Below are 24,746 nucleotides of genomic sequence, written 5' to 3'. Positions count from 1 at the left end.
GCGTCACACCCAGGACTGGAACCAGATCCGCGCGTGCCAGTCCTCGTACGGGATCGTCTGCGCCGACAGGATCGGATGGAAGTACGCGAAGTTCACCAGCACCACCAGCAGGAACGCGCCCGCGGCGGAGGCGCCGATCAGCCGCCGCAACCCCGTTCCCTGGACCGGCGCCGGCGACGCGTGGGCCCCGCCCTCCCCGTACGGGACGGGAGGATGCGCGAGGGTGTGGCCGTCCTCGGAACGGTCCTCGTCCGGACGGGCCGCGTGCGCCCCCGCCGCCCCGGCGGGCGCCGGCCCGATCAGATACCCGAGCACCAGGACGACCGCCAGCGCCATGAACGGGATCAGCGGCGTCGCGTAGAACAGGAACATCGTCCGGTTCGCGAACGCCGAGGGGAACCAGGTCAGCCAGCCCGCGAGGAACCCCAGCAGGATCGCGCCCGCCCGCCAGTCCCGCAGGAACAGCCAGATGAACACGATGACGACCAGGGCGACGAGCGCGCCCCACCACAGCGCGGGCGTGCCGATCCCGAGGATCTCCCGCGAGCAGCGGGCCGCGCCGCACGACTTCGGCTCGGTGTAGAAGAACGCCACCGGGCGCCGCAGGATCGGCCAGTCCCACGGCCACGACTGGTACGGGTGCTTGGCGTCCAGCCCCGTGTGGAACGAGAGCATCTCCGCGTGGTAGTGCCAGAGCTTCGGCATGGCCTCGAACGGCCGCCACAGCGGGGTGTCGGACGCCGTGCCCCGGCCCCAGCCGCCCGGCTTGAAGATCCACCCCCACCAGGTCGCCAGGTAGGTCACCACCCCCACCACCACGAGCTGCACGAACGCCGGGACGGCCTCCAGCACCAGCGTTCCGGCGAAGGGGGCCCGCACCCCGGCGGCGCGGCGGGCGCCGTAGTCCCACAGGACGACCATCAGCCCGAACGCGGCGACGTAGAAGATCCCGGTCCACTTGGTGGCGCAGGCAAGACCGAGGCAGACCCCGGCGCCCCAGCGCCAGCCGTGCGCGAGGAACGGCCCGTACACCGAGGCGTCCCCGTGCTCGATCCGCTCGGCGAGGACGCGGCGGGACCGGTCCCGGTCGTTCACCAGGCATGCGAACCCGGCGAGGACCCAGAACATCACGAAGATGTCCAGCAGCGCCGCCCGGCTGGTCACGAACGCCAGCCCGTCCACCGCGAGCAGCAGCCCGGCGGCGCAGCCGAGCAGCGTCGAGCCCGTCATCCGGCGGGCCACCCGGCACAGGATCAGCACCGACAGCGTCCCGATCAGCGCGGGCATGAACCGCCAGCCGAACGGCGTCGCGCCGAACATCCACTCGCCGATCGCGATCATCCACTTGCCGAACGGGGGATGTGCGACGAACGCGGGACCGTTTCCCCAGATGTGCGCGTCCGGATCGGCGATCAGCATCTTGTCGGCGTTCTCGACGGTGTTGTGCTCCCAGCCGAACTTCAGCAGGGCGAGCGCGTCCTTGGCGTAGTACGTCTCGTCGAACACCACCGCCTTCGGCGACCCGAGCCGGTCGAACCGCAGGTAGGCGGCCAGCGCGGTGACCAGCAGGGCGCCCAGCCAGGACAGCGCCGGGCTGCCCGGGACCGCCGGGGCCAGCCACTCCCGGAGCGGGGGCGGCCGGCGCCGTGACGCGGAGGCCGGGGCGGGGACCAGATCCGTCGTCGCCATCCTGCGAGTTTATTTGCATTCCCCTCCTCCTTCGGGTCCTTGGGCACTTTCAGCGCCGGGTGGGGTCGCCCGGCCGGGCTTCCTGCGAGAATGAGGGCGTGACGGGAACCCTGCTGCTGGCGGCGGCGCCGATCGGGCGCCCGCAGGACGCTTCGGAGCGGCTGCGGGCCGCGCTCGCGGACGTCCCGGTGATCGCCGCGGAGGACACCCGGCGGCTGCGCCGGCTGGCGGGGGACCTCGGCGTGGAGCCGGTCGCGCGCGTCGTGTCGTACCACGACCAGAACGAGCGGACGCGGGCGGCGGGGCTGATGGAGGAACTGCTCGCCGGGCGGGACGTCCTGGTGATCACCGACGCGGGGATGCCGGGCGTGTCCGATCCCGGCTACCGGCTGGTGCGGGCCGCCGTCGCCGCGGGCGTGCCGATCTCGGTGCTGCCGGGGCCGTCCGCCGTCACGACCGCGCTGGTGGTGTCGGGCCTGCCGACCGACCGGTTCTGCTTCGAGGGCTTCCCGCCGCGCAAGCCCGGCGAGCGGGCCCGGCGGCTCGCCGCCCTCGCCGCCGAGCCCCGGACGATGGTGTTCTTCGAGTCGCCGCGCCGGCTGCCGGCCACCCTCGCGGCGATGGCGGACGCGTTCGGCGCGGACCGCCCGGCCGCCGTGTGCCGTGAGCTGACCAAGACCTACGAGGAGGTCCGGCGGGGGACGCTCGGCGAACTGGCCGCGTGGGCGAAGGACGGCGTGCTCGGCGAGATCACGCTGGTGGTCGGCGGCGCGCCCGAGCCGGCGGGGCTGACCGAGCCGGCCGACCTGGCCGCGGCCGTCGCCGCCCTGGAGGAGGCCGGGACGCCCCGCAAGCAGGCCATCGCGGAGGTCGCCAAGGCGAACGGCGCCCCGAAGCGCGCGGTTTACGACGCCGTTGTCAAGGCCAGGAAATAGTCACCGGCACAGGACCGCTCGACCCGCTTCTTCGTGGGAATAACCCGATCGGTGGTGGGCGACGGGGGCCGGAACGGGCCCGGTGGAGCCACCATGGAACTGAACGCGGGTGACTTGGGACGCGCGCGAGACGGTCGCCGAAGGGGGTGAATGCCGTGCAGGATGCATGGACGAGCCACGAAACATGGGTCTTCGAGTGCCTCAGCTGCGCGACGACCTGGAACGAGGAGTACGAGGTCCGCCACACCGGGGACGGGCACGGCAACGAGGCCGTCCTGTACGAGCGCGGCGGCCAGCCCTGCATGACGCCCTGGATGGACCGCTGCTGCTCGACCTGCCAGAGCCAGAACGTCAAGGCGCTGTCCGCGATGCGCGGCAAGGAGGGCGAGGTCCCGAAGGTCCGCGGCGGCAGCGACGTCGCGATGGTCTTCCACCTGCGCCGCATGCACGCCTGGTAGCCCGGCCCGACCGGGCCGGGCCACCGCGAGGTCAGTCGACCGCGGGCTCGGCGGCCTTGGCGGCCTTGGCATCGGCCGGGGCCGCGGCGCGCCGGAACCGGCGCCCCCATCCGGCGATGGTCCCGCGGGCCTCGGCGGTGAACGCCATCCCGGCGGCGAGCGCCGCCAGCGGCACGGCCGGCAGTACGTACCGGTAGTCGAACTCGGCGGTCGCCGCGGGCGCGAGCAGCAGCCCGGTCGCGAGCGTCCACGGCAGCAGCGCGGCGCCGCCGAACCGGCGCCACAGCGGGACCAGCCCGGCCAGGCCGATCAGCAGGATGCCGCCGAGCATCGTCCCGCGCAGGTAGACGACGTCCTGGTAGCCGCGGGCGACCCCGGCGAACGGCTCGACGATCTGCGTCTGGGCGTTGCCGCGCTCGTAGGACCTGGCCTCGCCGGAGGCGATCGAGTCGGCGTCCATGTGCCAGTCGGGCAGCGGGCGGCCCGTCCTGCCGAACTCGTACTGCGAGTACGTGGCCGGGTCGGGGAAGACCGAGCGCTTCCACTGGAAGACGCGGAAGAAGTCGTGCGCGACGACCTGCAGGTAGTCGCCGGGCTGCGCGGTGATCGCCCGCTTGGCGAAGTCGTTGCCGAGCGCGTTGTTGTCGGGGCTGAACCGGGTGCCGGTGTAGCGGTTGAGCGGGGACCGGGCGTTCCAGATGCCGTCCTGCGAGTTGGGCAGCCGGTTCGCCGGCTCGGTGCACAGCGGGTACTCGCGGACCGGCAGGTCCTTCATCCGGTGGCAGTCGGCGAACTTGTAGACCCGCGCGTACAGGAAGATCCCGTTGCTCTCGGTGATCGCGAACTTGCCGCCGGCGGCCTTGTACCAGCCCATGTAGCCGAGCACCGGGAGCATGCACGCCGCCAGCGTGATCGCCATGGTCTTCCAGCCGCTGCGCCGGATGAGCAGGTAGACCAGCACGCCGAGCAGCACCGGCATCCCGACCGAGCGGGTCAGCCACGCCGCCCCGACGATCAGCCCGACCGCCGCGGCGATCTTCCAGGACGGGCGGTCGTGCCACAGCAGCAGCGTGACCGCGCTCAGCACCAGGAACGTGAACATCGTGTCCGACAGGACGAGGTGCTCCAGCTGGAGCTGGTAGGCGTCCAGCAGGACCGGCGCGGCGGCGAGCGCGGCGCCCCAGCCGGGCAGGCCGAACCTGCGCCGCAGCAGCGCGTAGATCATCACGCCCATGGCCAGGCCCATCAGGTGCTGGACGGCGGCGACGAGCGCGAAGCTGTGGAACGGCTTGAGCAGGAGCAGCAGGAACGCGTACCCGTCGGGACGCAGCGGGTGCGGGTACGGGTCGGTCGCGACGTGCAGGTAGTCGAAACTGTCGTTGAAGAACATCACCGGCTGGTAGCCGAGCATCGCGATCAGCCGGAGCAGCGCCGCTGTGGCAATGATCACACTGAACGCCGGGTTGCGGCGCGCCAGCGTCCACAGCCCGCGCGCCCGCCGCCGACCACCGGAAACGGCCCGGTCGGCGGAGGCCGCACCAACCGTCCGTGCGGCTCCGGTCCTTTTTCCGCCGAGTACGCGGCCGTTCTTAAGGTCGGCCCCAGAAGCGGTTTCCGGATCGTCCTCGATAACTTTGCCGGGTTTTGTCGCGATGCCCGGGCCGCCGGGCGCGTCGGCCCCATTCGCGGCATCCGCCGCCTTCGTCCCGGTTCCGCTGTCAACCGCGTTGACCTCGGCGGACGCGTCATCGACCGCTCGTGCGGCCTCGTCGAGCACGGCCTCGTCGAGCGCGGTGCCGAGCCCCGCGTCCAGCGCGGCGCCCCGCGGCGTTTCCCCCGCCACTGCCGCACCTCCCCTTCGGTGTCCGGCCCCCGCTCCGGTGGCACTGCGTTCTCCCGCACGCGTCACAGCCGACCTACCCCTTCCGGGCCGCCGTGCCCGTATGCTTGACGTCCTAGCCTGCCGCCCGCGACCGTGGCGGAGAGGGTTTTTTCGGTTGCAAGTGGGCAACACGATACGGGTGCTCTTGATGAGAGCGGCCATCATTACCCGTCCTCGGCAGGCATCATGAACGACGACGGGCCGCCCCGTGGAACAACTGAGATTAGTGGAAACCGCCGCAGACGGTCACCAGGGGTAACGAAGGAGATCGCGTGGAACTCTCCGTAGTGATGCCATGTCTGAACGAGGCCGAAACGGTCGAGACCTGCGTCCGTAAGACCATCGGCTTCTTTGCAGAGAACGGCATCGACGGCGAGGTGGTCATCGCCGACAACGGCAGCACGGACGGCAGCCAGCAGCTCGCCAGGGACGCGGGAGCGCGTGTCGTGCCGGTGATCGACAAGGGCTACGGCAACGCGCTGATGGGCGGGATCCGGTCCGCGCGCGGCCGGTACGTCGCGATGGGCGACGCCGACGACTCCTACGACTTCACGACCCTCGGCCCGTTCCTGGACGAGCTGCGGGACGGCGCCGACCTCGTCATGGGCAACCGGTTCAAGGGCGGCATCGCCGACGGCGCCATGCCGCCGCTGCACCGCTACCTCGGCAACCCGGTGCTGAGCTTCGTCGGCCGGCTGTTCTTCGGCAGCAAGATCGGCGACTTCCACTGCGGGCTGCGCGCCTTCGACCGGGAGGCCATCCTGCGGCTCGGGCTGCAGACCGGCGGCATGGAGTTCGCCAGCGAGATGGTCGTCAAGGCGACCCTGCAGGGCTACGACATCCGCGAGGTGCCGACGACGCTGTCGCCGGACGGGCGGACCCGCGCCCCGCATCTCAACACCTGGCGGGACGGCTGGCGCCATCTGCGCTTCCTCATGCTCTACAGCCCCCGCTGGCTGTTCCTCATCCCCGGGCTGGTCTTCATGACCCTCGGCCTGCTCGCCGGGATCGCGCTGTCCACCGGTCCGGTCACCGTCGGGGAGATCGCCTTCGACGTCGACACCCTGGTCGGGGCGTCCGCGGCGGTGGTGATCGGCTTCCAGGCGGTGCTGTTCGCGCTGCTCACGAAGGTCTACGCGATGCAGGAGGGATTCCTGCCGCACGACCGCCGGGTCCAGAAGATCATCGACTGGTGGAGCCTGGAGCGCGGCCTGCTGATCGGCGGGCTGCTCGCGGTCGCCGGTCTCGGCGGCCTCATCGCGTCGCTGCTGCACTGGCGGGTCAACAGCTTCGGCGAATTGGACCCGCGGCACTCGCTGCGCATCGTCGTGCCCGCCGCGACCGCGCTGGTGGTGAGCTTCCAGGCCATCTTCGCCTCGCTGTTCGTCAGCATCCTCGGCATCCGCCGCCGCCAGCACCCGCCGCTCACCGACCCGGCGGAGGAGGCCGCGGGCGTGGTGGACGCCGCGCACCGGGCCGCCAAGCGCAAGGCCGAGCCGGCGGGGGAGAAGGTCGCCGCGGCCAAGGCCGAGCAGGCGGCCGAGGCCGACGGCGAGGACGGCACGTCCGAGCGCTGACGGCCGCCGATGCCGGCGAGCCGCTGAGCGCCGCCGGCCCCGGGGCCGCTGTCCCGGTCGCACTATGACAGGCTTGACCTGCGATGGATCTTCGTTGTCCGACCGTCCGCGCCCGGCGCGCCGCGCGCCGGTGAGCGCCCGTCCACCGGCGGGCGCCCGGGCCGTCTCCCGGGTCGTCGCGCGTCCCCCGGCCACGCCGGCGCAACCGGACGCCGCCCCGTCCCGGAGGGGCCGCCGCTGGGCCTGGGTGTTCCTGCTCGGCTGGGCCGCGCAGGTCGCGGTGCGGCTGTGGCTCGGCGCGGGGCAGACGATCCCGGTCGCGACGCCGGACGAGTCCGGATACCTGTTCGCCGCCCGCGTCCTCACCGGCGGACCCGACGCCGACATGTCGTTCGGGACCGTCTACCGGGGCGGCTACCCGCTGCTGCTGACCCCGGCGTTCTGGTTCGCCGACGGTCCGGTCGGCGTCTACCGGGGCGCCCTGGTCATCAACGCGCTGATCAGCGCCGCGATGCTGCCGCTGGCCTACCTGCTGCTGCGCCGCCTGCGGGTGCGGCGCCGCCTGTCGTATGTGTTCGCGCACGTGATCGCGCTGCTGCCGTGCGTGCTGTTCTACTCCGAGTTCGCGCTGACGGACGCGATCCTGCCGGTCATCGTCGTCGGCTGGCTGCTGCTCGTCCACACCTGGCTGACCGCGCCCGCGCGGTGGACCGGCCGCCGCGCGCCGGGTCGGCCACTGCTGTGCGGGGCGGGCGCGTCGCTGCTGGTCGCCTACGCCTACACCTGCCACACGCGCGGCGCGATCCTGCTGGCCGTGCACGCGGCGCTGCTGCTCGCCGCGCCGGTCCTCCGGTGGCGGGCATGGCGGGACGCGTCGGCCGCCGGGCTCGTCCTCGCCGCCGCGACGGCCGCGGGGATGCTGCTGAACCGGTCGCTGCTGCCGCACATGTACCCGTCCGGCGACAACGACCTGGGAGGCAACGTCGTCCGGCGGCTCACCACGCCCGACGGGTGGGGCTGGACGCTGTCGCTCGGCACCGGCCAGGTCTGGTACCAGGCCGTCGCGACCGGCGGGATGGCGGCGGTGGGGCTGCTCGCGGTGGTGTTCGCCGCCGTCCGGCCGCCGCGCACGCTGCCGGGCGGCCCCGGGCGGACGCGGGCGCTCGCCCTCGCGGTCCTCGCGATCGTCGCGGGCATCGCGTTCGCGACCTCGGCGGCGCTGCCGGTCGAGTACCGCATCGGCAACTACGTCTACGGCCGCTATCTCGCCTGCATCGCCCCCGTGCTGTTCGCCGCCGGGGTCGCGGTGCTGGTGCACGCCCCGCGGCGGACGCTGCTGCGGGCGTCGGCGGCGGCGGCGGTCATGACGGTCGCGGCGGCGGGCGTCGTCCAGTGGTACGCGGGCGACCTGCTCGGCCGGTACACCTACACGGCCTACGACTTCCCGGAGACGTCGCTCCTGACCTGGGACTGGACGGCGTTCCGCCTCTGGCGCGCCACGGCGGCCGGGCTCGTCCTGCTGGGGCTGTCCGTGGCGGCCGTCCGGGTGCGCCGGCACGGCCCGCTGCTGCTCGGGGGGCTGCTCGCCGCCGCCGCGGTCGCCATGTGCGCCACCGCGATCGACCGGATCGCGCAGCCGCTGGCACGCGCCGAGACCGCGCACACCGACCTGCGCGGCAGCGTCGACCTGCGCGCGCAGCGCTCCATCGCCGTCGACTGGAACGTCTGGTGGACGATCCGGCTCTCGCAGTACTACTGGGCCTGGTGGAGCGAGGGCAGCGTCTTCGACGCCCGGTGGACCGCGCCGCCGCAGAACGTCGACATGGTCGTGCTGGCGTGGCCGAAGGACGTTCCCGCCACCGCGTCCTGGCCGAAGGGCGCCCCGCCCGGCTGGCAGGTCGCCGACAGCCGCCGCACCATCGAAGGCGACTGGGTCGCCTGGACCCGCTAGTCCTCCGGCGGGAGGGGAGGCGGGTTCCACAACTGCAGGACGCCGTCGGACGAGCGCCACATCAGCGTCCAGCCCTCGGCGGGGGAGGGGCGCCAGCCGGCGGCGATCTGCGACTCCATCCCGCGCCAGCGCGTGTAGAGCATCGGGCCCTCCATCGCGTTCCGCGGGATCTGCGGCATGTAGTGCGGGAAGTCGCGGATCTCGCCCCGCCAGATCCGGTCGCCCCACATGTCGCGCGTGTAGAACGTGAGGGTCTGCGCGAGCCGCCGGTCGGCGCAGATCAGCGTGATGTCGCGGTGCCCGCGCAGGTAGCCGCGCAGTTCGTGCCACGCCTTGTCGCGCGGCAGGTCGGGGACGGCGCGGACGGCCGCGACCGTGTACGTCCCGCCGAGCGCGACCGCGAGGACGGGCACGGCGACGGCCCGCAGCCGGGACACCCGCCCGGCGGGCAGCATCCGGAACATCAGGATCAGCGACCCGAACCCGCCGGCGAGCAGCGCGGGCAGCACCGAGAACCAGTACCGCTGGAGCCATGCCCGCAGCTTGATGTCGTCGGGGTCGAGGACCCCGGAGAAGACCGTCAGCGGGACGGCGAGGGCGAGGAACCACACCAGCACCAGCGCGAGGCGCCGGTCACGGGTGACGACCCAGCCGACGATCGTCAGGGCGAGCGCGGCGGTGAAGACGACCCCGAGCGGGTTCCAGTCGTGCATCGCGCGCAGGAACGACAGGGCGGCGAGCGTGCGGGTCACGTAGTCGCGGGACTGGCCGCCGTGCGTGGCCGCCGACATCAGCCCGGCGAGCGGGCTGCCCCACACCAGCTGGTTGTGGACGAAGTTGAGCACCAGGATCGCGAGCATCGGCGCGCCGACCGTGATGTTGCGCCGCCACGGGATCCGCAGCAGCGCCAGGTAGGCGGGGATCGCGAGGAACAGGAACGCCAGGAACTCGCGGACCAGGAACGACGTGCCGAGGAACGCCCCGGCGGCGAGCAGCATCCGGGTCTGGGCGCGTCCGGTGCGGCGGCTCGCGACGACGAGGCCCGCCATCCCGATGGCGAACAGCCCGGCGCCCGGCATGTCCGGCAGCATCACCCCGGTCGACCAGGTGGTCTCGTGGCCGAACGGGTTCGTCATCGTGAAGAACGGGTGGACCAGCAGGATCGCCGCGGACGCCACGCCCGCCACGTCCCCGAACAGCGACCGGACGACCAGGTACGTCCCGGTGAAGAACGCGATCCCGCCGAGCGCCGCGACGGTGAAGTAGGCGGCCTGGCCGGGCCCGAGAACCTCCTGGACGAGCCGCGCCGGCAGCACCAGGCCGATCCGGGTGACCTGGTGGGGGACCTCGTCGAACGGCCACTGGGCGAGCGGGATGTCGGGCCAGTCGCGGGCGGCGAGCCACACGTAGTACGGGTCGAAGTACAGCGGCGGCGGCATGACCGCCCACTGGGCGAGCACCGCGGACACCGCGACCAGCAGGGACAGCCACACCACGCGCCGCGTCCGCCGGGCCCGCCCGATCAGCCGCGCGGGCAGGCTCCGGGGCCGCCCGTCCGGCTCGGTGCCGGTCGCCGCCCGTTCGGCGGCCTGGTCGGACGTGGTCTGGGCCATGCCTGGGTTCCCGCCTCCGCGAAAGATGGTGCGCGCATGGAAGAGAAGGGTGCGCCGCCGAATGTCCTGCCCCCGGGACCCGGACCAGGTTACTCGCGTGCCGCGGCCACCGTGACGCGACTACCCTTGACTTCATGTCCTCGTCAAGCCGCCATATCTTGACCGCGCCCGCATGGCCGTACGCCAACGGGCCCCGTCACATCGGGCACGTCTCCGGTTTCGCGCTGCCCGCCGACATGTTCAGCCGCTACCAGCGGATGGCGGGCAACAAGGTCCTGATGGTCAGCGGCACCGACGAGCACGGCACGCCGATCCAGGTGCAGGCCGACAAGGAGGGCGTGACCGCCCGCGAGCTGGCCGACCGCTACAGCGGCGTGATCGCCGAGGACCTGTACCGCCTCGGCATGTCGTACGACCTGTTCACCCGCACGACGACGCGCAACCACTACGCGGTCGTGCAGGAGGTCTTCAAGGGCCTGTATGACAACGGGTACATCTTCCCGACGAAGACGATGGGCGCGATCTCGCCGTCCACCGGGCGGACCCTCCCGGACCGCTACATCGAGGGCACCTGCCCGATCTGCGGGTACGACGGCGCGCGCGGCGACCAGTGCGACAACTGCGGCAACCAGCTCGACCCGATCGACCTGATCAACCCGGTGTCGCGGATCAACGGCGAGACGCCGAAGTTCGTGGAGACCGAGCACTTCATGCTCGACCTGCCCGCGTTCACCGAGGTCCTCGGCCGCTACCTGCGCGGCAAGGAGGGCCACTGGCGCACGAACGTCGTGAAGTTCTCGCTGAACCTGCTGAACGACCTGCAGCCGCGGGCGATCAGCCGGGACCTCGACTGGGGCGTGCCGATCCCGCTGGACGGCTGGCGCGACAACCCGGCGAAGAAGCTGTACGTGTGGTTCGACGCGGTCATCGGCTACTTTTCCGCGTCCGTGGAGTGGGCGAAGCGGTCCGGCGACCCGGAGGCGTGGCGCGCCTGGTGGCAGGACCCGGACGCCCTGTCGTACTACTTCATGGGCAAGGACAACATCGTCTTCCACACCGAGATCTGGCCGGCGATGCTGCTCGGCTACGGCGGCCAGGGCGACAGGGGCGGCACGCCCGGCTCGCTGGGCGCGCTGAACGTCCCGACCGAGGTCGTGTCGTCGGAGTTCCTGACGATGGAGGGCCGAAAGTTCTCCTCGTCCCGCAACGTCGTCATCTACGTGAAGGACTTCCTGGAGCGCTACGACGTGGACGCGCTGCGCTACTACGTCGCGGTCGCCGGTCCCGAGAACCAGGACACCGACTTCACCTGGGCGGAGTTCGTCCGCCGCAACAACGACGAACTGGTCGCCGCGTGGGGCAACCTCGTCAACCGGTCGGTGAACATGGCGGCGAAGAACTTCGGCGCGATCCCGGAGGCGGGCGACCTCACCGACGCCGACCGGGCACTGCTGGAGCGCAGCCGGGGCGCGTTCGCGAAGGTGGGCGCGGAACTCCAGCGGTCCCGGTTCAAGAGCTCGATCACCGAGGCGCTGGAGGTCGTCCGCGACGCCAACAGGTACCTGTCGGACCAGGCGCCGTGGAAGCTGAAGGACGACCCGGCCCGCGTCCAGTCGATCCTGCACACCGCGCTCCAGGTCGTGGACGACGCGAAGACGCTGCTGACGCCGTTCCTGCCGAACTCGTCGCAGAAGGTCTACGAGATGCTCGGCGGCGAGGGCGTGTGGAGCGGCATGCCGGAGCTTGAGACCGTGTCGGAGGAGGGCGGCCCCGACTACCGCGTCCTGACCGGCGACTACGCGACCGAGGCGCGCTGGGAGTCCACGCCGGTCAAGCCGGGCGTGCCGCTGGCCAAGCCGACACCGCTGTTCAAGAAGCTGGACGCGTCCGTGGTGGACGAGGAGCTCGCGCGGCTGGAGAGCTCGTGACCCGGGACGAGGACGGGCAGGTCGCACGGTCCTACCCGCCGCTTCCCGAGCGCCTGCCCGTGGACGTCTTCGACAGCCACTGCCATCTCGACATCGTCGGGACGCCGCTGGAGGAGCAGTTGAAGGCGGCGAGCGCGGCGGGCGTCACCCGGATCGTCACGATCGGCTGCGACCTGCCGTCGTCCCGGTTCGCGGTGGACGCCGCCGCCGAGTTCGACGACGTGTACGCGGCGGTCGCGATCCACCCGAACGAGACCACGGGGATCTCCGACGCGGTCCTGGAGGACGTGGCGCGGCTGGCGGCGCACCCGAAGGTCCGCGCGATCGGCGAGACGGGCCTCGACTACTACCGGGACTGGGCGCCGAAGGACGACCAGCACCGCTCGTTCCGCGGCCACATCGAGATCGCCAAGCGGACCGGGAGGGCGCTGGTCATCCACGACCGCGACGCCCACGACGACGTGCTCGCGATCCTGGCCGAGGAGGGCGCGCCGGAGAAGGTGGTGTTCCACTGCTTCTCCGGTGACGCCCGCATGGCCGGGATCTGCGCCGAGCACGGCTACCTGATGAGTTTCGCCGGGAACGTCACGTTCAAGAACGCGGAGCCGCTGCGGGACGCGCTGCGGGCGGCGCCGCTCGATCTGCTGCTGGTGGAGACCGACGCGCCCTTCCTGACGCCGATCCCGCACCGGGGCAAGCCGAACGCCTCCTATCTGATCCCGCACACCGTGCGGGCGATGGCCGAGGTCAAGGGCGTGGACGTGGCGGAACTGTGCACGGCGATCGCCGCGAACGGAGAACGCGTCTTCGGCCCCTGGTGACGGCCCCGGCGGCCACCGGGACGGTACCGCGGAAAGGTGACGGCCCGGCCCGCGTCCCCATGGGTGAAATCCGGGACGTATCGCCTCAGGCGGTGCTTTTGGGGGTGATGAGGTGGCGGAGGACGTCCGGGTGGCTCTACTCTCTGGCCCGGTGAGCGGGCGCCTTCGAGCCCGGCCCCCTGGAGGAGCACAGTGCGTCGACCCCCTGCGGCCCCTGCCGTCCCCGTTCTGCTGGTCACGGCGATGCTGGCCGCGGCGTGCGGCGGCGGCGGATCGGCGGGCCCGAAGAACACCGCCCCCGTCGCGGATGCGCCGCGGACCAGCGCCCCCGCGCCGCGCAAGGTCGTCATCGTGGTCGACGGCAAGAAGGCCGAGACGATGACGACGGGCGCGACCGTCCAGCAGGTCCTCGACCAGGCGAAGATCGCGCTCGGCCCGCACGACCTGGTCAAGCCGGCTCCCGACCGGCCCGCCGGGGAGATCATCAAGATCATGAGGCTGCTGTCCGCGCCGGTCGTCCAGGTCGTGAAGACGCCGGCGCCGACGATCCGCAAGAACAGCTCGTCCGTCCCGCCGTGGAGCGAGAAGGAACTGCGCAAGGGCCGCCCCGGCATCAAGATCATCAAGGTGGCGTACGTCAAGCGCAAGGGCAAGAAGGTCAAGAAGGTCATCGCGCAGCAGGTCAAGCGCAGGCCGGTCGCGCGGATCGTGGCGGTCGGCCCGAAGTCGGCGGGGACCGGCTCGGCGGCGCGGCTGAACTGGGCGGGGCTCGCCAAGTGCGAGTCGGGCGGCAACCCGAAGTCGGTGAACCCGGCCGGCTACTACGGCCTCTACCAGTTCTCCATGGCCACCTGGACGTCGGTCGGCGGCACGGGCAAGCCGTCCGATGCCAGCGCGGGTGAGCAGACCTACCGCGCCCAGCTCCTCTACAACAAGGTCAACGGCCGCTGGCAGGGGCAATGGCCCAACTGCGGTAAGTACCTGTTCTCCTGAGCTGAAACAATCACCGGATGGGGGAGACACGGGGGCTGCTCGGGCCGGCGGACGTGCGCGAGCTGGCCGCACGGCTCGGCATCAGGCCGACGAAGGCGCTGGGGCAGAACTTCGTCATCGACGCCAACACCGTCCGGCGGATCGTCCGGACGGCCGGAACGTCCGCCGATGACGTCGTCATCGAGGTCGGACCGGGGCTGGGGTCGCTGACGCTCGCGCTGCTGCCCGAGGTGCGGCGTGTCGTCGCGGTGGAGATCGACCCGGTGCTGGCCGCCGAGCTGCCCGCCACGGTCGCGGCGCGCGAACCCGGCCTCGCGGGACGGCTGGAGGTCGTGCGCGCCGACGCGATGAAGATCACACACGTGCCGGGGCCGGCCCCGACCGCGCTGGTCGCGAACCTGCCCTACAACGTCGCCGTCCCGGTCGTCCTGCACCTGCTGGCCACCCTGCCGGCGCTGCGGACCGCGCTGGTCATGGTGCAGGCCGAGGTCGCCGACCGGATGACCGCGGCGCCCGGCTCCAGGGTCTACGGGGTGCCGTCGGTGAAGCTCGCCTGGTACGGGGACGCGCGCCGCGCCGGCGCCGTCGGGCGGGCGGTGTTCTGGCCCGCGCCGAACGTGGATTCCGGGCTGGTCGCGTTCACCCGCCGCGACCCGCCGCCGACCACGGCGTCCCGCGGCGAGGTGTTCGCGGTGGTCGACGCCGCGTTCGCGCAGCGCCGCAAGACGCTGCGCGCCGCGCTGGCGGGCTGGGCGGGCTCCGCGGCCGCCGCCGAGGACGCCCTGCGCGCCGCGGGCGTCGACCCGCGAGCCAGAGGCGAAGCGCTGGACGTGGCCGCCTTCGCCCGCATTGCCGAGTATGGTCCTTCACGCCGGGGAGATCACTCCCCGAACCCCTAGGCGGGCGCTTCCCCCGGGGGCGGCCCCCGCATCAGGGGCACCAATCATCAGCACGAGCCGGAGGTCGATGTGAAGGCGCGTTCGCGGACGGCGCGGACCAGCTGGCCCCTCGTGGGGACGGCGCTGCTCGCGACCGCGGCCATGGTCGCGACGGTCGCGGCCGGCTGCGGGGACGGTGCGGACGCGGTACCGAAGATCACGACGACGGCGCGGGCCGGTGTCGCGCCCGTCCCGCCGCCGAAGGGCGCCTACTTCGGCGCCTGGGTGCCGCCGGAGGGCGCCGGCGGGCCGGCGCCGTCCGCGAGCTCGTCCCCCACCTCGTCCCCGTCCGGGATGCCGCCGGGGGCGCCGTCCGCGAAGGACGCCGGCAAGCCCGGAATGGCGCCCATCGCCGGCTTCGAGCAGCGGCTCGGACGGCGGCTCGACATCGTGCAGAGCTACCGCACCTGGAAGAGCGACTTCCCTGGCGGCCTGGAGAAGTCCGTCACCGACAGCGACCGCTACCTCCTGCTGACCTGGGGCGGTGCCGACACCCGGGAGATCGTCCAGGGCAAGCACGACGCCCTCATCAAGCGCCGCGCCCGCGCCGTGAAGGACCTCGGCAAGCCGGTGTTCCTGCGCTGGTCCCGGGACATGGACAAGTCGTCCGCCGAGAAGCGCGTCCACACCCCGGCCGACTTCGTCGCCGCGTGGAAGCACCTGCGGACGATCTTCGAACGGGAGAAGGTCGACAACGTCGCCTGGGTGTGGTGCCCCACCGCCCGCGGCTTCGGCCGCGGCAACGCCGACGCCTACTACCCCGGAGACGACCAGGTCGACTGGATCTGCGCCGACGCCCAGCCCGGCGGCGACTACGACTACCGCGACCTGTCCGAGGCCGTGAAGCTGTTCATGGGGTGGGCCCGCGAGCGGCACAAACCCATCATGATCGCCGAGTTCGGGGTGCCGAAGTCCTACGGCACGCGCCGCGCCCAGTGGCTTCGCGAGGCCGCCAAGACCCTGCAGGACCCCCAGGTCAAGGCCGTCGTGTACTTCGACACCGACGAGCAGGCCGAGGACGCCCGCGACAAGCGCCGCGCCTACTCGCTGACGGGCGACAAGCCCGCGATGTCCGCGCTGCGCGAACTGGCGACCACCCCCTACTTCAACCCCCGCAACCTCCCCGTCACCAGCGGCGGCTGAGCCGTTCGAGTCCATGGGGGGCGCCCCCCGCCCCCCGGCGGCCGCTTTACCCGTAGGGTTTCGATCGTGAGCGCAGTGACCGTACGCGTCCCCGCCAAGGTCAACCTCCAGCTCGGCGTGGGGCCGATCCGAGACGACGGCTATCACGACCTCGTCAACGTGTTCCACGCCGTGTCCCTGTTCGACATGGTCACGGCCGAGCCCGCGCGGCGGCTGGAGGTCCGTGTCCAGGCCGCACCCCACTCGCGGGTGGCGATCGACGGCGTCCCCACCGGCGAGGACAACCTCGCGGCGAAGGCCGCCCGGCTCGTCGCGGACCGGCTCGGCGTCGACCCCCACGTCACGCTGAGGATCCGCAAGGCGATCCCGGTCGCGGGCGGCATGGCGGGCGGCAGCGCCGACGCCGCCGCCGCGCTGGTCGCCTGCGCCCGGCTGTGGGACGACCGGGAGCGGCCCGTCCTGACCCGGGACGACCTGATGGAGATCGGCGCGGGCCTCGGCAGCGACGTGCCGTTCGCCGTCCTCGGCGGTACCGCCGTCGGCGTCGGACGCGGCGAGCGGCTCACCCCCGCCCTCACCCGCGGCACCTTCCACTGGGTGTTCGCGACCGCCGACGGCGGCCTGTCCACCCCCGCCGTCTACGGCGAATGCGACCGGCTCCGCCAGGAGGCGGGGCAGCCGGCCGCGCGTCCGGCCGTGGCCGCCGAGCTGATGACCGCGCTCGCCACCGGCGACGCCAAGGGCCTCGGCGCCGCGCTGTCCAACGACCTGCAGCCCGCCGCGCTGTCGCTGCGCCCGTCGCTGCGCCGCACCCTCGACGCCGGCCGCGACCTGGGCGCGATCGGCGCGCTCGTCTCCGGTTCCGGCCCCACCTGCGCGTTCCTCGCCGAGACCGGCGAGGACGCCGCCGACCTCGCCGACGCGCTGGACGGCGCCGACGTCGCCCGGCAGATCGTCCGGGCTTCCGGGCCCGTCCCCGGCGCGACGCTTATCTGACGCGGGGTGACGGAGGGGTTACCGTACCGGACATATGAGCGAACTTTCCGTGCGCGACGGGCGTCCTACTCTCCGTGACGACGATTCCCTGCCGAACCGCTCCCCCTGGTGAGGTGAAGCGATGACGTTGCTGTCCGTCCTGCTGGGCCTCGTGGCCGTCGCGATGATGGCGACGCTCGCCCTGCGCGCCGTGCGCCGCGAGCGGAACCTCCGCCGCAACGCACCCGACAAAGTCATGTCAAGCGAAACCGGCGGGCGTTAGGCTCCTGTCGAGTCTCCCCTTTCCCGGATAGAACACATGGAATGGCGCACATGAGCCTGCTCTCCCTCCTGCTCGTTGCGATCATCGTCTTCGCCGTGGTCGGCGCCGTGGTCCTCGTGGTGGTCATCGCCGTGAGCTCCCGGAAGCGCACGGGCACGGCCTACCGGCCGCCCGGCGCCCCCTACCCGCCGCCCGGCCAGCCCGGTCAGCCCGGTCAGCCCGGCCAGCCCGGCCAGCCCGGTCAGCCCGGGCCGCCCGGCCAGCCGGGCCCCGCCGGCCAGCCGGGACCGCCGCCGGGTTACTGAACGTCCGGGCCCGGACGGGCCGCACGAGCGGTCCGCGGAGGGCAATAGGGTTGATGGCGTCGTGAATCTGATCAACCTTGAGAACGTCGCCAAGGCCTACGGGCCCACGCCGCTGCTCGACGCCGTCTCCCTCGGCCTGGACGAGGGCGACCGCGTCGGCGTCGTCGGCCGCAACGGCGGCGGCAAGAGCACCCTCGTGTCCGTCCTCGCCCGCGAGACCGAACCCGACGCCGGGCGCGTCACCCACGCCCGCGGCCTGCGGCTCGGCTACCTGATCCAGCGGGACGTCTTCCCGGACGGCGCGACCGTCCGGTCCGTGGTGCTGGGCGACCGCGCCGAGCACGAGTGGGCGGGCGACGTCCGCGTCCGCGAGATCCTCGCCGGGCTGCTCGCCGGCCTCGACCTGGACGCGCCGCTCGCCGGCATGTCGGGCGGGGAACGGCGCCGGGTCGCGCTGGCCCGGCTCCTCGTCCCCGAGTCCGACCTGCTGATTCTGGACGAACCCACCAACCACCTCGACATCGAGGCGATCGACTGGCTCGCCCGGCACCTGAAGGGCCGCAAGGTCGCGCTGCTCGCCGTCACCCACGACCGCTGGTTCCTCGACGAGGTCACCGACCGGACGTGGGAGGTCGTCGACGGCCGCGTCGAACGCTACGAGGGGGGCTACTCCTCCTACGTCCTCGCCAAGGCCGAACGCGCCCGGATCGCCGCGGCCACCGAGGCCAAACGGCAGAACCTCCTGCGCAAGGAACTCGCGTGGCTGCGCCGCGGCCCGCAGGCCCGCACCTCCAAGCCGAAGTTCCGGGTCGACGCCGCGCAGGCCCTCATCGCCGACGAGCCGCCGCTGCGCGACGCGGTCGAGCTGACCCGGTTCGCGACCGCGCGGCTCGGCAAGACCGTCTACGACATCGAGGGCGTGACCGTCGAGGTCGGCGACCGGGAGCTGTTCCACCGGATGACCTGGCGGCTCGGCCCCGGCGACCGGGTCGGTCTCGTCGGTGTCAACGGCAGCGGCAAGAGCACGCTGCTGCGCCTGCTGGACGGCTCCGTCCGGCCGGTCGCGGGCGAGGTGGTGCAGGGCAAGACCGTCCAGCTCGCGCATCTGTCGCAGAACCTGGAGGAACTCGACCCGTCCCGGCGCGTCCTGGAGTCGGTGGAGGAGATCCGGCGCCGCATCACGGTCGGCAAACGCGAATGGACGGCGAGCCAGCTGCTGGAGCGGCTCGGCTTCTCCGGTGACCGGCAGTGGACGCCCGTCGGTGACCTGTCCGGCGGCGAAAGGCGCCGCCTGCAGCTTCTCCGGCTGCTCATGGGGGAACCCAACGTCCTCCTCCTGGACGAACCCACCAACGACCTCGACATCGAGACGCTCACCGAAGTCGAAGACCTCCTGGACGGATGGCCCGGCACGCTCGTCGTCGTCAGCCACGACCGGTACTTCCTGGAGCGCATCACCGACCACGTCGTGGCGCTGCTCGGCGACGGACGCGTGTCGATGCTGCCCGGCGGCGTCGACGAGTACCTCGAACGCCGCGCCGCCGGAACCGCCCCCCAACCGGGCGCGGCGCCCGCCGAGAAGCCCGCACCGCCGAAACCCAAGGGCGGGCAGGACTGGAAGGCCCGCAAGGAACTCGACCGGATCGAACGCCGCCTGGAGAAACTCGCCGGGCAGGAGAGCGACCTCCACGAGCAGCTCGCCGCGCACGCCACCGACTACGCCAAGCTCCAGGAACTGGACGCCCGGCTCAAGGAGATCCAGGCGGAGGCCGCCCGTATCGAGGAGGAATGGCTGATGCTCGCCGAGGATCTCGGCTAGCAGAACCTCCGGTGGAGAATCCCGTTCGGTGCGGGGCATGATCCCCCAATGACGACTTGGATCATCCAGACGGACGCGCCCGGGGACGGCCCGCGCCTCGCCGTCAAGGACGCCATGGACGTGGCCGGCCTGCCCACCACCGCGGGCTGCGAGGCCATCGCCGAACACGCGCGGCCCGCCGCCGTGGACGCCGCCGTCGTCGCGTCCGCCCGCGCGCAGGGCGCCCGCATCGCCGGCAAGGCCAACCTGAACGAGCTGTGCATGGCCGCCGACGGCGTCAACCCGTGGTCCGGTACGCCGGTGAACCCGCTCGACCCGTCCCGCGTGCCGGGCGGCTCCTCCAGCGGCTCCGCCGTCGCCGTCGCCACCGGCGAGGTCGACGTCGCGCTCGGCACCGACACGTCCGGATCGATCCGCATCCCGGCGGCATGCTGCGGCATCGCGGGGCTGAAGACCACCAACGGACGCGTGCCCCTCGACGGGGTGTATCCGCTGTCACCGACCCTGGACGTGGTCGGGCCGATGGGACGCGACGTCGCCGCCGTCGTCCTCGGCATGGGGCTCATCGAACCCGGGTTCACACCCGTCCCGTACGAGCCGTCCCAGCCGATCGCGCGGCTCCGCGTGCCCGGCGTCGACCCCGCGATCGACGCGGCCGTCGACGACGCGCTGCGCCGTCTCGCCCCCCTCACCGACGTCACGTCCGCGCACTACGAGGAGGCGGCCACCGCCAACGGCGTCATCGTCAGCGTCGAAGGGTGGCGGCAGAACGGGCACCTGCTCGGCGACCCGGCCAAGCTGAGCGGACGCATCCACCGGCGCCTCCAGCAGATGAAGGACGTGTCCGAGGCCGGGATGCTCGACTGGGCGATCGGCGTCCAGGAGGCGCTCCGGGCCGAACTGGGCGCGCTCCTGGGCCGCCATCCGGCGATCGCCCTGCCCGTGCTGACCGGCGTCGCCCCCGAACCCGATGAGGCGGACGAGTCCGACCTGCTGCTCACCACGCTGACCGGCCAGATCAACGTCGCCGGGTTCCCCGCGTTCGCGCTGCCCGTCCCGCTGCCCGGCTCGCACCTGCCCGCGTCCGTCCAGCTCATCGGCCCCCCGGGCGGTGAAGAGGAACTCTGCGGCCTGGCCGCCGCCCTGGAGGCCGCCCTCGCCTAGTCGCGGTCGAAGGGGATCAGGAGGGTACGGAGCAGATCGGCCAGGACGCCGCGCTGCTCGGGGCTGAGGCCCTCCAGGATCGCCTGCTCCCGGTCGAGCAGATCGGCGAACGCCGCGTCCACGCGCGTCAGGCCCGCCTCGGTGAGGCGGACCTGCACGCCGCGCTTGTCCTGCGGGTCCGGATGCCGCTCGACCAGGCCCGCCGCCGTCAGCCGGTCGATGCGGTTCGTCATCGTCCCCGACGTCACCAGCGTCGCACGCAGCAGCCGTCCCGGGCTCAGCTGGTACGGGGCGCCCGCCCGGCGCAGCGCGGTCAGGACGTCGAACTCCCACGACTCCATATCGTGCGCCGCGAACACCGCGCGCCGGGCGCGGTCGAGATGCCGGGCGAGCCGGGACACGCGGCTGAGGACCTGCAGCGGCCGGACGTCCAGATCCGGACGCTCGGCCTTCCACGCCTCGACCAGCCGGTCGACCTCATCGCCCATGCGGTCACCCTACCTGTCTTGATATCGAGAAACACGCCCCGATCGCCGCCCGGCCAGTGCGGCGGCGATCGGCCGCGCCGCGTCCGGAGCCTGCCGGTGGACCGGTGCCCAGCGGGTGATGTCGCCGGTGTTCTCCCCGAACGGTGTCCGGGCGGCACACGCCAGAACTCTTGACATCAAGATATAGGCCGGGCAGGCTGTGACCCGATGCCGAGAGAGAACACCACCGTGTGGGACCCCGCGCAGTACGGGATCTTCGGCGGCGAACGGGCCCGCCCCTTCGCCGAACTCGTCGCACGCCTCGGGAGAACCGAACCCGCGCGCGTCACCGACCTCGGCTGCGGCAGCGGCGAACTCACCGCCACCCTCGCCGCCCGCTGGCCGCACGCCGTCATCGACGCCCTCGACGGCTCACCCGAAATGATCGCCGCGGCCCGCGAACACGAAATCCCCGGACGGCTCACCTTCCGCGTCGGGGACGTCACCGACTGGGAACCCGACCGGCCCGTCGACCTCATCGTGTCCAACGCCGTCCTGCAATGGATCCCCGAACACCCCGACCTGCTGCCCCGATGGGCAGGCGCACTCGCACCCGGCGGACGGCTCGCCTTCCAGGTCCCCGGCAACTTCGACGCGCCCAGCCACGCCATCCTGCGCGAACTCGGCCGCTCCGACCGATGGCGCGCCGAACTCGGTGAATTCCAGCGGGACGCACCCGTCCTCGACCCCGCCGGCTACCTCGACCTCCTCACCCGCCACGGATACGCGGTCGACGCCTGGGAGACCACCTACGCACAGGTTCTGCAGGGCGAGGACCCCGTCCTCGAATGGGTCAAGGGCACCACGCTGCGGCCCGCCCTGTCCGCCCTCGACCCGGACGAGACCGACGAATTCCTCGACACCTACCGGGAAAGGCTCCGGCGGGCCTACCCCGCCGCGCCCTACGGCACCGTGTTCCCCTTCCGGCGGATCTTCGTGATCGCCACGCGCGACGCCCGTTAGGCGGGGACGCCACCCGTCCTCCCCTCGCGGCGGCCCATGGAATTCTTGACATCAAGATACGAGTTGGGCATCATCTGTCTTGACGTCGAGAGATGAACCATGGGGTTCCACATGCTCGAGACGGCCCGAAGACGGGATGCCGCCCGGCCCCCAGAGTGAAGCAACCTGTTCCCCTGCGGTGTGCCATCACCGACGGGAACGGGCGGCGTCCGCACATCCCGGCCTCGCGACCCGAGGCCGGCGACCCCTGGCCGGTGGCCGCCCAGACGAACTCAGGGCGGCCACCGGTTGCCACCCTCCGGAGGCAACCATGATCACCGGCGTTCACCACGTCCAGCTCGCCGCCCCGCCCGGCAGCGAGAACCGGCTCCGCGCCTTCTACACCGGCGTCCTCGGACTCGACGAAGTCCCCAAACCACCCGAACTCGCCGGACGCGGCGGAGCCTGGTTCCGCGGCAACGGCACCGAACTCCACCTCGGCATCGAGCAGGACTTCCACCCCGCCCGCAAAGCCCACCCCGGACTCCTCGTCCACGACCTCGACGCCCTCGCCGCACGCCTCCGCGCCGCAGGCCACGACACCAGGCCGGACGACCTCCTCCCCGGATACCGGCGCCTCTACGCCCACGACCCCGTCGGGAACCGCCTCGAATTCCTGCAGCCGTCACGCTGACGCGTCGGGAATCTCCTCGACATCACGCTGCGCCTTGCGCTGCGCCTTCTCCGCCTTCGCAGCCGCCTTCCCCTCCGCTCTCTCCGCCTTCGCCGCCGCCTTCTCGGCCAACCTCTCCCGGCGCTCCATCTCCTTGCGGCGGCGACGCGGATCCAGCGACGGCCTCGGCTCCAGCCCCGACAGGCCGTTCCACGCGAGATTCACCACATGCGCCGCCACATCCTCCCGGCGCGGCTTGCGGACGTCCAGCCACCACTGGCCCGTCAACGCCACCATGCCGACCAGACTCTGCGCATACAGCGGAGCGAACTTGTCGTCATAGCCGTGCCGGTCGAACTCCTGCGCGAGGATGTGCTCGACCTCACCGGCGATCTCACTCAGCAGGCTGGCATAGGTGCCGGTACCCGTACCGCCGTGCGAATCGCGAACCAGAATCCGGAACCCGTCCGGATGACCCTCGATGTACTCCAGCAGCGCCAGCGCGGCCTTCTCCAGCTTGCTCCGGTAGTGGACCACCGAGTTCAGCGCGTCCGTCACCAGCTTCAGCAGCCGCTCGAACTCCCGGTCGACGACGACCGCGTAAAGCCCTTCCTTGCCACCGAAGTGCTCGTACACCACGGGCTTCGACACCCCGGCCGCCGAGGCGATCTCCTCCACCGAGGTGCCGTCCAGACCGCGCCCGGCGAACAGCGAACGGCCGACGTCGAGAAGCTGCTCGCGGCGTTCCTTGCCGGTCATCCGCTTTCTGCGGGTCCTCGGAGCGGGTTCTGTCACAGGATCAATTGTGGCGGTCAAACCGCCTGCTTTGTGCGCTTCGCCGCCAGCCTGTCGCTGTTCGGCCACCGGACGCCGTACGCCCAGCCCGCCTTCTCGAACGCCTGGATGATCCGGGCGCTGATGTCGACCTGCCCCTTCAGCACGCCGTGCCGCGCGCACGTCGGATCCGAATGATGCAGGTTGTGCCAGGACTCGCCGAGGGACGGGATGGCCAGCCACCACACGTTGCGGGACTTGTCCCGCACCTCGAACTCCTCCTTGCCGAACGTGTGGCAGATCGAGTTGATCGACCACGTCACATGGTGCACCAGCGTGATCCGGACGAACCCCGCCCAGAACAGCGCGGTCAGGAAACCAGCCCACGACATCGTGACCAGCCCGCCGATCACCGCCGGCAGCAGGAACGACACCGCCACCAGCCCCGGGAACGCGGCATGGACGCGCCGGACGTCCCGGTCGTTGAGCAGATCCTTCGCGAACCGCTGCTTGGACGTCCGGTTCGCGTCGAACAGCCACCCGTAGTGGGCCCAGGCCAGCCCCTTCGCCAGCGCCTTCCAGTCGTCACCGAACCGCCACGGCGAATGCGGATCGAACTCCTTGTCCGAGTGCTTGTGGTGGCGCCGGTGATCGGCGACCCACGTGATGACCGGCCCCTCGATGGCCATGCTCCCGGCCAGCGCCATGGCGATCTTCAAGCCCCGCTTCGCCTTGAACGACCCGTGTGTGAAGTACCGGTGGTACCCGACCGTGATGCCCCCCGCGGACAGCACGTAGAACACCGCCGTGAGCACGACGTCCGTCCAGCCGAGGAACCGGCCCCACGCCAGCGGAACCGCCGCGAACAGCGCGAGGAGCGGCACCCCGGTGAACACGGCGATGAGCACCCGTTCGGCTGTGCCGCGCGCCTCCGGCACGATCTCGGGCCGCGGCTGCGGACGAGGTGGATCGACGGTCGGAGCTGTTGTCATGCGTCACCACTTTCTGTGACTCGGGGGCGGTCTTACCTACGCCAACGTAAGCTACGCATCCGTAAGTTGGACAGTGTTGAAAGGTAAAATCGGTGAGAAACCACCTCTCGGGCCACAAACCCCTCTTGGGAAACACCGTCGCGAGGCGATGGCGAGGTGCCCCCTCGTCCCGCGAGAACGCCCCACCCACGCCGCGAGCCCGCTCCTCGACCTGTGCATGTCCGTGGTGATCGTCGCGCCATCCGCCCCTGGACGCAGCCGACCCGCACAGAAAGGAACTTGCCTGCAGCGGGTGCACTAAACCGATCCGGACAAACGACTCACTCATGACATTACGGAAAGCAACAATGCGGCAACGTAGAGT

The 24,746-nt window shown here is 71.9% G+C and carries 22 protein-coding genes; 16 read left to right on the top strand and 6 right to left on the bottom strand.

Features of this window, described 5'->3' with window-relative positions; all coding sequences use genetic code 11:
• Positions 1 to 3: 3 nt before the first annotated feature.
• The gene (locus tag AF1_RS11235; protein WP_067796240.1) at positions 4 to 1,689 is read right to left on the bottom strand and encodes a dolichyl-phosphate-mannose--protein mannosyltransferase; all 1,686 of its coding nucleotides are present in this window, start codon (positions 1,687 to 1,689) and stop codon (positions 4 to 6) included.
• Positions 1,690 to 1,787: 98 nt separating this feature from the next.
• Between AF1_RS11235 and rsmI the strand changes: the two genes are divergently transcribed.
• Entirely contained in the window at positions 1,788 to 2,624 is an 837-nt protein-coding gene (gene rsmI / locus AF1_RS11230; protein WP_067796237.1) for a 16S rRNA (cytidine(1402)-2'-O)-methyltransferase, read from the top strand.
• A 155-nt stretch (positions 2,625 to 2,779) separates the two neighbouring features.
• Complete coding sequence (locus tag AF1_RS11225; protein WP_067796234.1) at positions 2,780 to 3,082, top strand: hypothetical protein; 303 nt, start codon at positions 2,780 to 2,782, stop codon at positions 3,080 to 3,082.
• A 31-nt stretch (positions 3,083 to 3,113) separates the two neighbouring features.
• Here the strand turns inward: AF1_RS11225 and AF1_RS11220 are convergent, their stop codons facing one another.
• Complete coding sequence (locus tag AF1_RS11220; protein ID WP_242608715.1) at positions 3,114 to 4,925, bottom strand: glycosyltransferase family 39 protein; 1,812 nt, start codon at positions 4,923 to 4,925, stop codon at positions 3,114 to 3,116.
• A 311-nt stretch (positions 4,926 to 5,236) separates the two neighbouring features.
• Between AF1_RS11220 and AF1_RS11215 the strand changes: the two genes are divergently transcribed.
• Both AF1_RS11215 and AF1_RS11210 read left to right on the top strand, forming a co-directional pair.
• Positions 5,237 to 6,541 carry a glycosyltransferase family 2 protein gene (locus AF1_RS11215; protein WP_242608716.1) on the top strand — a complete coding sequence of 435 codons (1,305 nt, stop codon included), beginning with the start codon at positions 5,237 to 5,239 and terminating at the stop codon, positions 6,539 to 6,541.
• Positions 6,542 to 6,635: 94 nt separating this feature from the next.
• Positions 6,636 to 8,492, top strand: a complete 1,857-nt coding sequence (locus AF1_RS11210; RefSeq protein ID WP_067796228.1) for a hypothetical protein — start codon at positions 6,636 to 6,638, stop codon at positions 8,490 to 8,492.
• Here AF1_RS11210 and AF1_RS11205 read toward each other — a convergent pair.
• Positions 8,489 to 10,105 carry an ArnT family glycosyltransferase gene (locus AF1_RS11205; RefSeq protein WP_131732506.1) on the bottom strand — a complete coding sequence of 539 codons (1,617 nt, stop codon included), beginning with the start codon at positions 10,103 to 10,105 and terminating at the stop codon, positions 8,489 to 8,491. The two genes, AF1_RS11210 and AF1_RS11205, sit on opposite strands and share 4 nt — an antisense overlap.
• A 134-nt stretch (positions 10,106 to 10,239) precedes the next feature.
• On the opposite strand from AF1_RS11205, the gene metG reads away from it, so the two are divergent.
• From metG to AF1_RS11160, 10 genes are all read left to right on the top strand, one after another.
• Positions 10,240 to 12,033 (top strand): methionine--tRNA ligase, encoded by a 1,794-nt coding sequence (gene metG / locus AF1_RS11200; protein WP_067796225.1) that lies wholly within the window; start codon positions 10,240 to 10,242, stop codon positions 12,031 to 12,033.
• A complete protein-coding gene (locus AF1_RS11195; RefSeq protein ID WP_067796222.1) occupies positions 12,030 to 12,854 on the top strand; it encodes a TatD family hydrolase in 825 nt (274 codons plus the stop codon). Before metG ends, AF1_RS11195 begins: the two co-directional genes overlap by 4 nt.
• Before the next feature lie 192 nt (positions 12,855 to 13,046).
• Entirely contained in the window at positions 13,047 to 13,847 is an 801-nt protein-coding gene (locus AF1_RS11190) for a transglycosylase family protein (RefSeq protein ID WP_242608717.1), read from the top strand.
• Between the two features lie 17 nt (positions 13,848 to 13,864).
• The gene (gene rsmA / locus AF1_RS11185; protein ID WP_067796217.1) at positions 13,865 to 14,746 is read left to right on the top strand and encodes a 16S rRNA (adenine(1518)-N(6)/adenine(1519)-N(6))-dimethyltransferase RsmA; all 882 of its coding nucleotides are present in this window, start codon (positions 13,865 to 13,867) and stop codon (positions 14,744 to 14,746) included.
• 69 nt (positions 14,747 to 14,815) lie between these two features.
• Positions 14,816 to 15,928 carry a glycoside hydrolase family 26 protein gene (locus tag AF1_RS11180; protein WP_242608718.1) on the top strand — a complete coding sequence of 371 codons (1,113 nt, stop codon included), beginning with the start codon at positions 14,816 to 14,818 and terminating at the stop codon, positions 15,926 to 15,928.
• A 75-nt stretch (positions 15,929 to 16,003) separates the two neighbouring features.
• On the top strand, positions 16,004 to 16,924 hold the full coding sequence (locus AF1_RS11175; protein WP_131732509.1) for a 4-(cytidine 5'-diphospho)-2-C-methyl-D-erythritol kinase: 921 nt from the start codon (positions 16,004 to 16,006) through the stop codon (positions 16,922 to 16,924).
• A gap of 121 nt (positions 16,925 to 17,045) precedes the next feature.
• On the top strand, positions 17,046 to 17,186 hold the full coding sequence (locus tag AF1_RS34240; protein WP_157419168.1) for a hypothetical protein: 141 nt from the start codon (positions 17,046 to 17,048) through the stop codon (positions 17,184 to 17,186).
• Between the two features lie 50 nt (positions 17,187 to 17,236).
• Positions 17,237 to 17,491: a hypothetical protein gene (locus tag AF1_RS11170; protein ID WP_067796211.1), complete on the top strand. Its 255-nt coding sequence runs from the start codon at positions 17,237 to 17,239 to the stop codon at positions 17,489 to 17,491.
• Positions 17,492 to 17,552: 61 nt separating this feature from the next.
• Complete coding sequence (locus AF1_RS11165) at positions 17,553 to 19,310, top strand: ABC-F family ATP-binding cassette domain-containing protein (RefSeq protein ID WP_067796208.1); 1,758 nt, start codon at positions 17,553 to 17,555, stop codon at positions 19,308 to 19,310.
• A 48-nt stretch (positions 19,311 to 19,358) separates the two neighbouring features.
• Positions 19,359 to 20,474, top strand: coding sequence for an amidase (locus AF1_RS11160; protein ID WP_067796204.1), 1,116 nt, complete (start codon positions 19,359 to 19,361; stop codon positions 20,472 to 20,474).
• Here AF1_RS11160 and AF1_RS11155 read toward each other — a convergent pair.
• On the bottom strand, positions 20,471 to 20,962 hold the full coding sequence (locus AF1_RS11155) for a MarR family winged helix-turn-helix transcriptional regulator (protein WP_067796201.1): 492 nt from the start codon (positions 20,960 to 20,962) through the stop codon (positions 20,471 to 20,473). The genes AF1_RS11160 and AF1_RS11155 overlap by 4 nt on opposite strands.
• Positions 20,963 to 21,169: 207 nt before the next feature.
• Here AF1_RS11155 and AF1_RS11150 point away from each other — a divergent pair, with 207 nt between their 5' ends.
• Together AF1_RS11150 and AF1_RS11145 are read left to right on the top strand one after the other, a co-directional pair.
• Positions 21,170 to 21,964, top strand: a complete 795-nt coding sequence (locus tag AF1_RS11150) for a trans-aconitate 2-methyltransferase (RefSeq protein WP_067796198.1) — start codon at positions 21,170 to 21,172, stop codon at positions 21,962 to 21,964.
• A gap of 310 nt (positions 21,965 to 22,274) precedes the next feature.
• Positions 22,275 to 22,637 (top strand): VOC family protein, encoded by a 363-nt coding sequence (locus AF1_RS11145; protein WP_067796195.1) that lies wholly within the window; start codon positions 22,275 to 22,277, stop codon positions 22,635 to 22,637.
• Here the strand turns inward: AF1_RS11145 and AF1_RS11140 are convergent.
• Both AF1_RS11140 and AF1_RS11135 read right to left on the bottom strand, forming a co-directional pair.
• Positions 22,629 to 23,375 (bottom strand): TetR/AcrR family transcriptional regulator, encoded by a 747-nt coding sequence (locus AF1_RS11140; RefSeq protein WP_067796193.1) that lies wholly within the window; start codon positions 23,373 to 23,375, stop codon positions 22,629 to 22,631. The genes AF1_RS11145 and AF1_RS11140 overlap by 9 nt on opposite strands.
• 53 nt (positions 23,376 to 23,428) lie before the next feature.
• Positions 23,429 to 24,382, bottom strand: a complete 954-nt coding sequence (locus tag AF1_RS11135) for an acyl-CoA desaturase (RefSeq protein WP_067796189.1) — start codon at positions 24,380 to 24,382, stop codon at positions 23,429 to 23,431.
• Between the last annotated feature and the right edge of the window lie 364 nt (positions 24,383 to 24,746).

The organism is Actinomadura formosensis NBRC 14204, assembly GCF_001552155.1.
Lineage (GTDB): Bacteria > Actinomycetota > Actinomycetes > Streptosporangiales > Streptosporangiaceae > Spirillospora > Spirillospora formosensis.
This window is presented reverse-complemented; position numbering and strand designations above follow the sequence as displayed.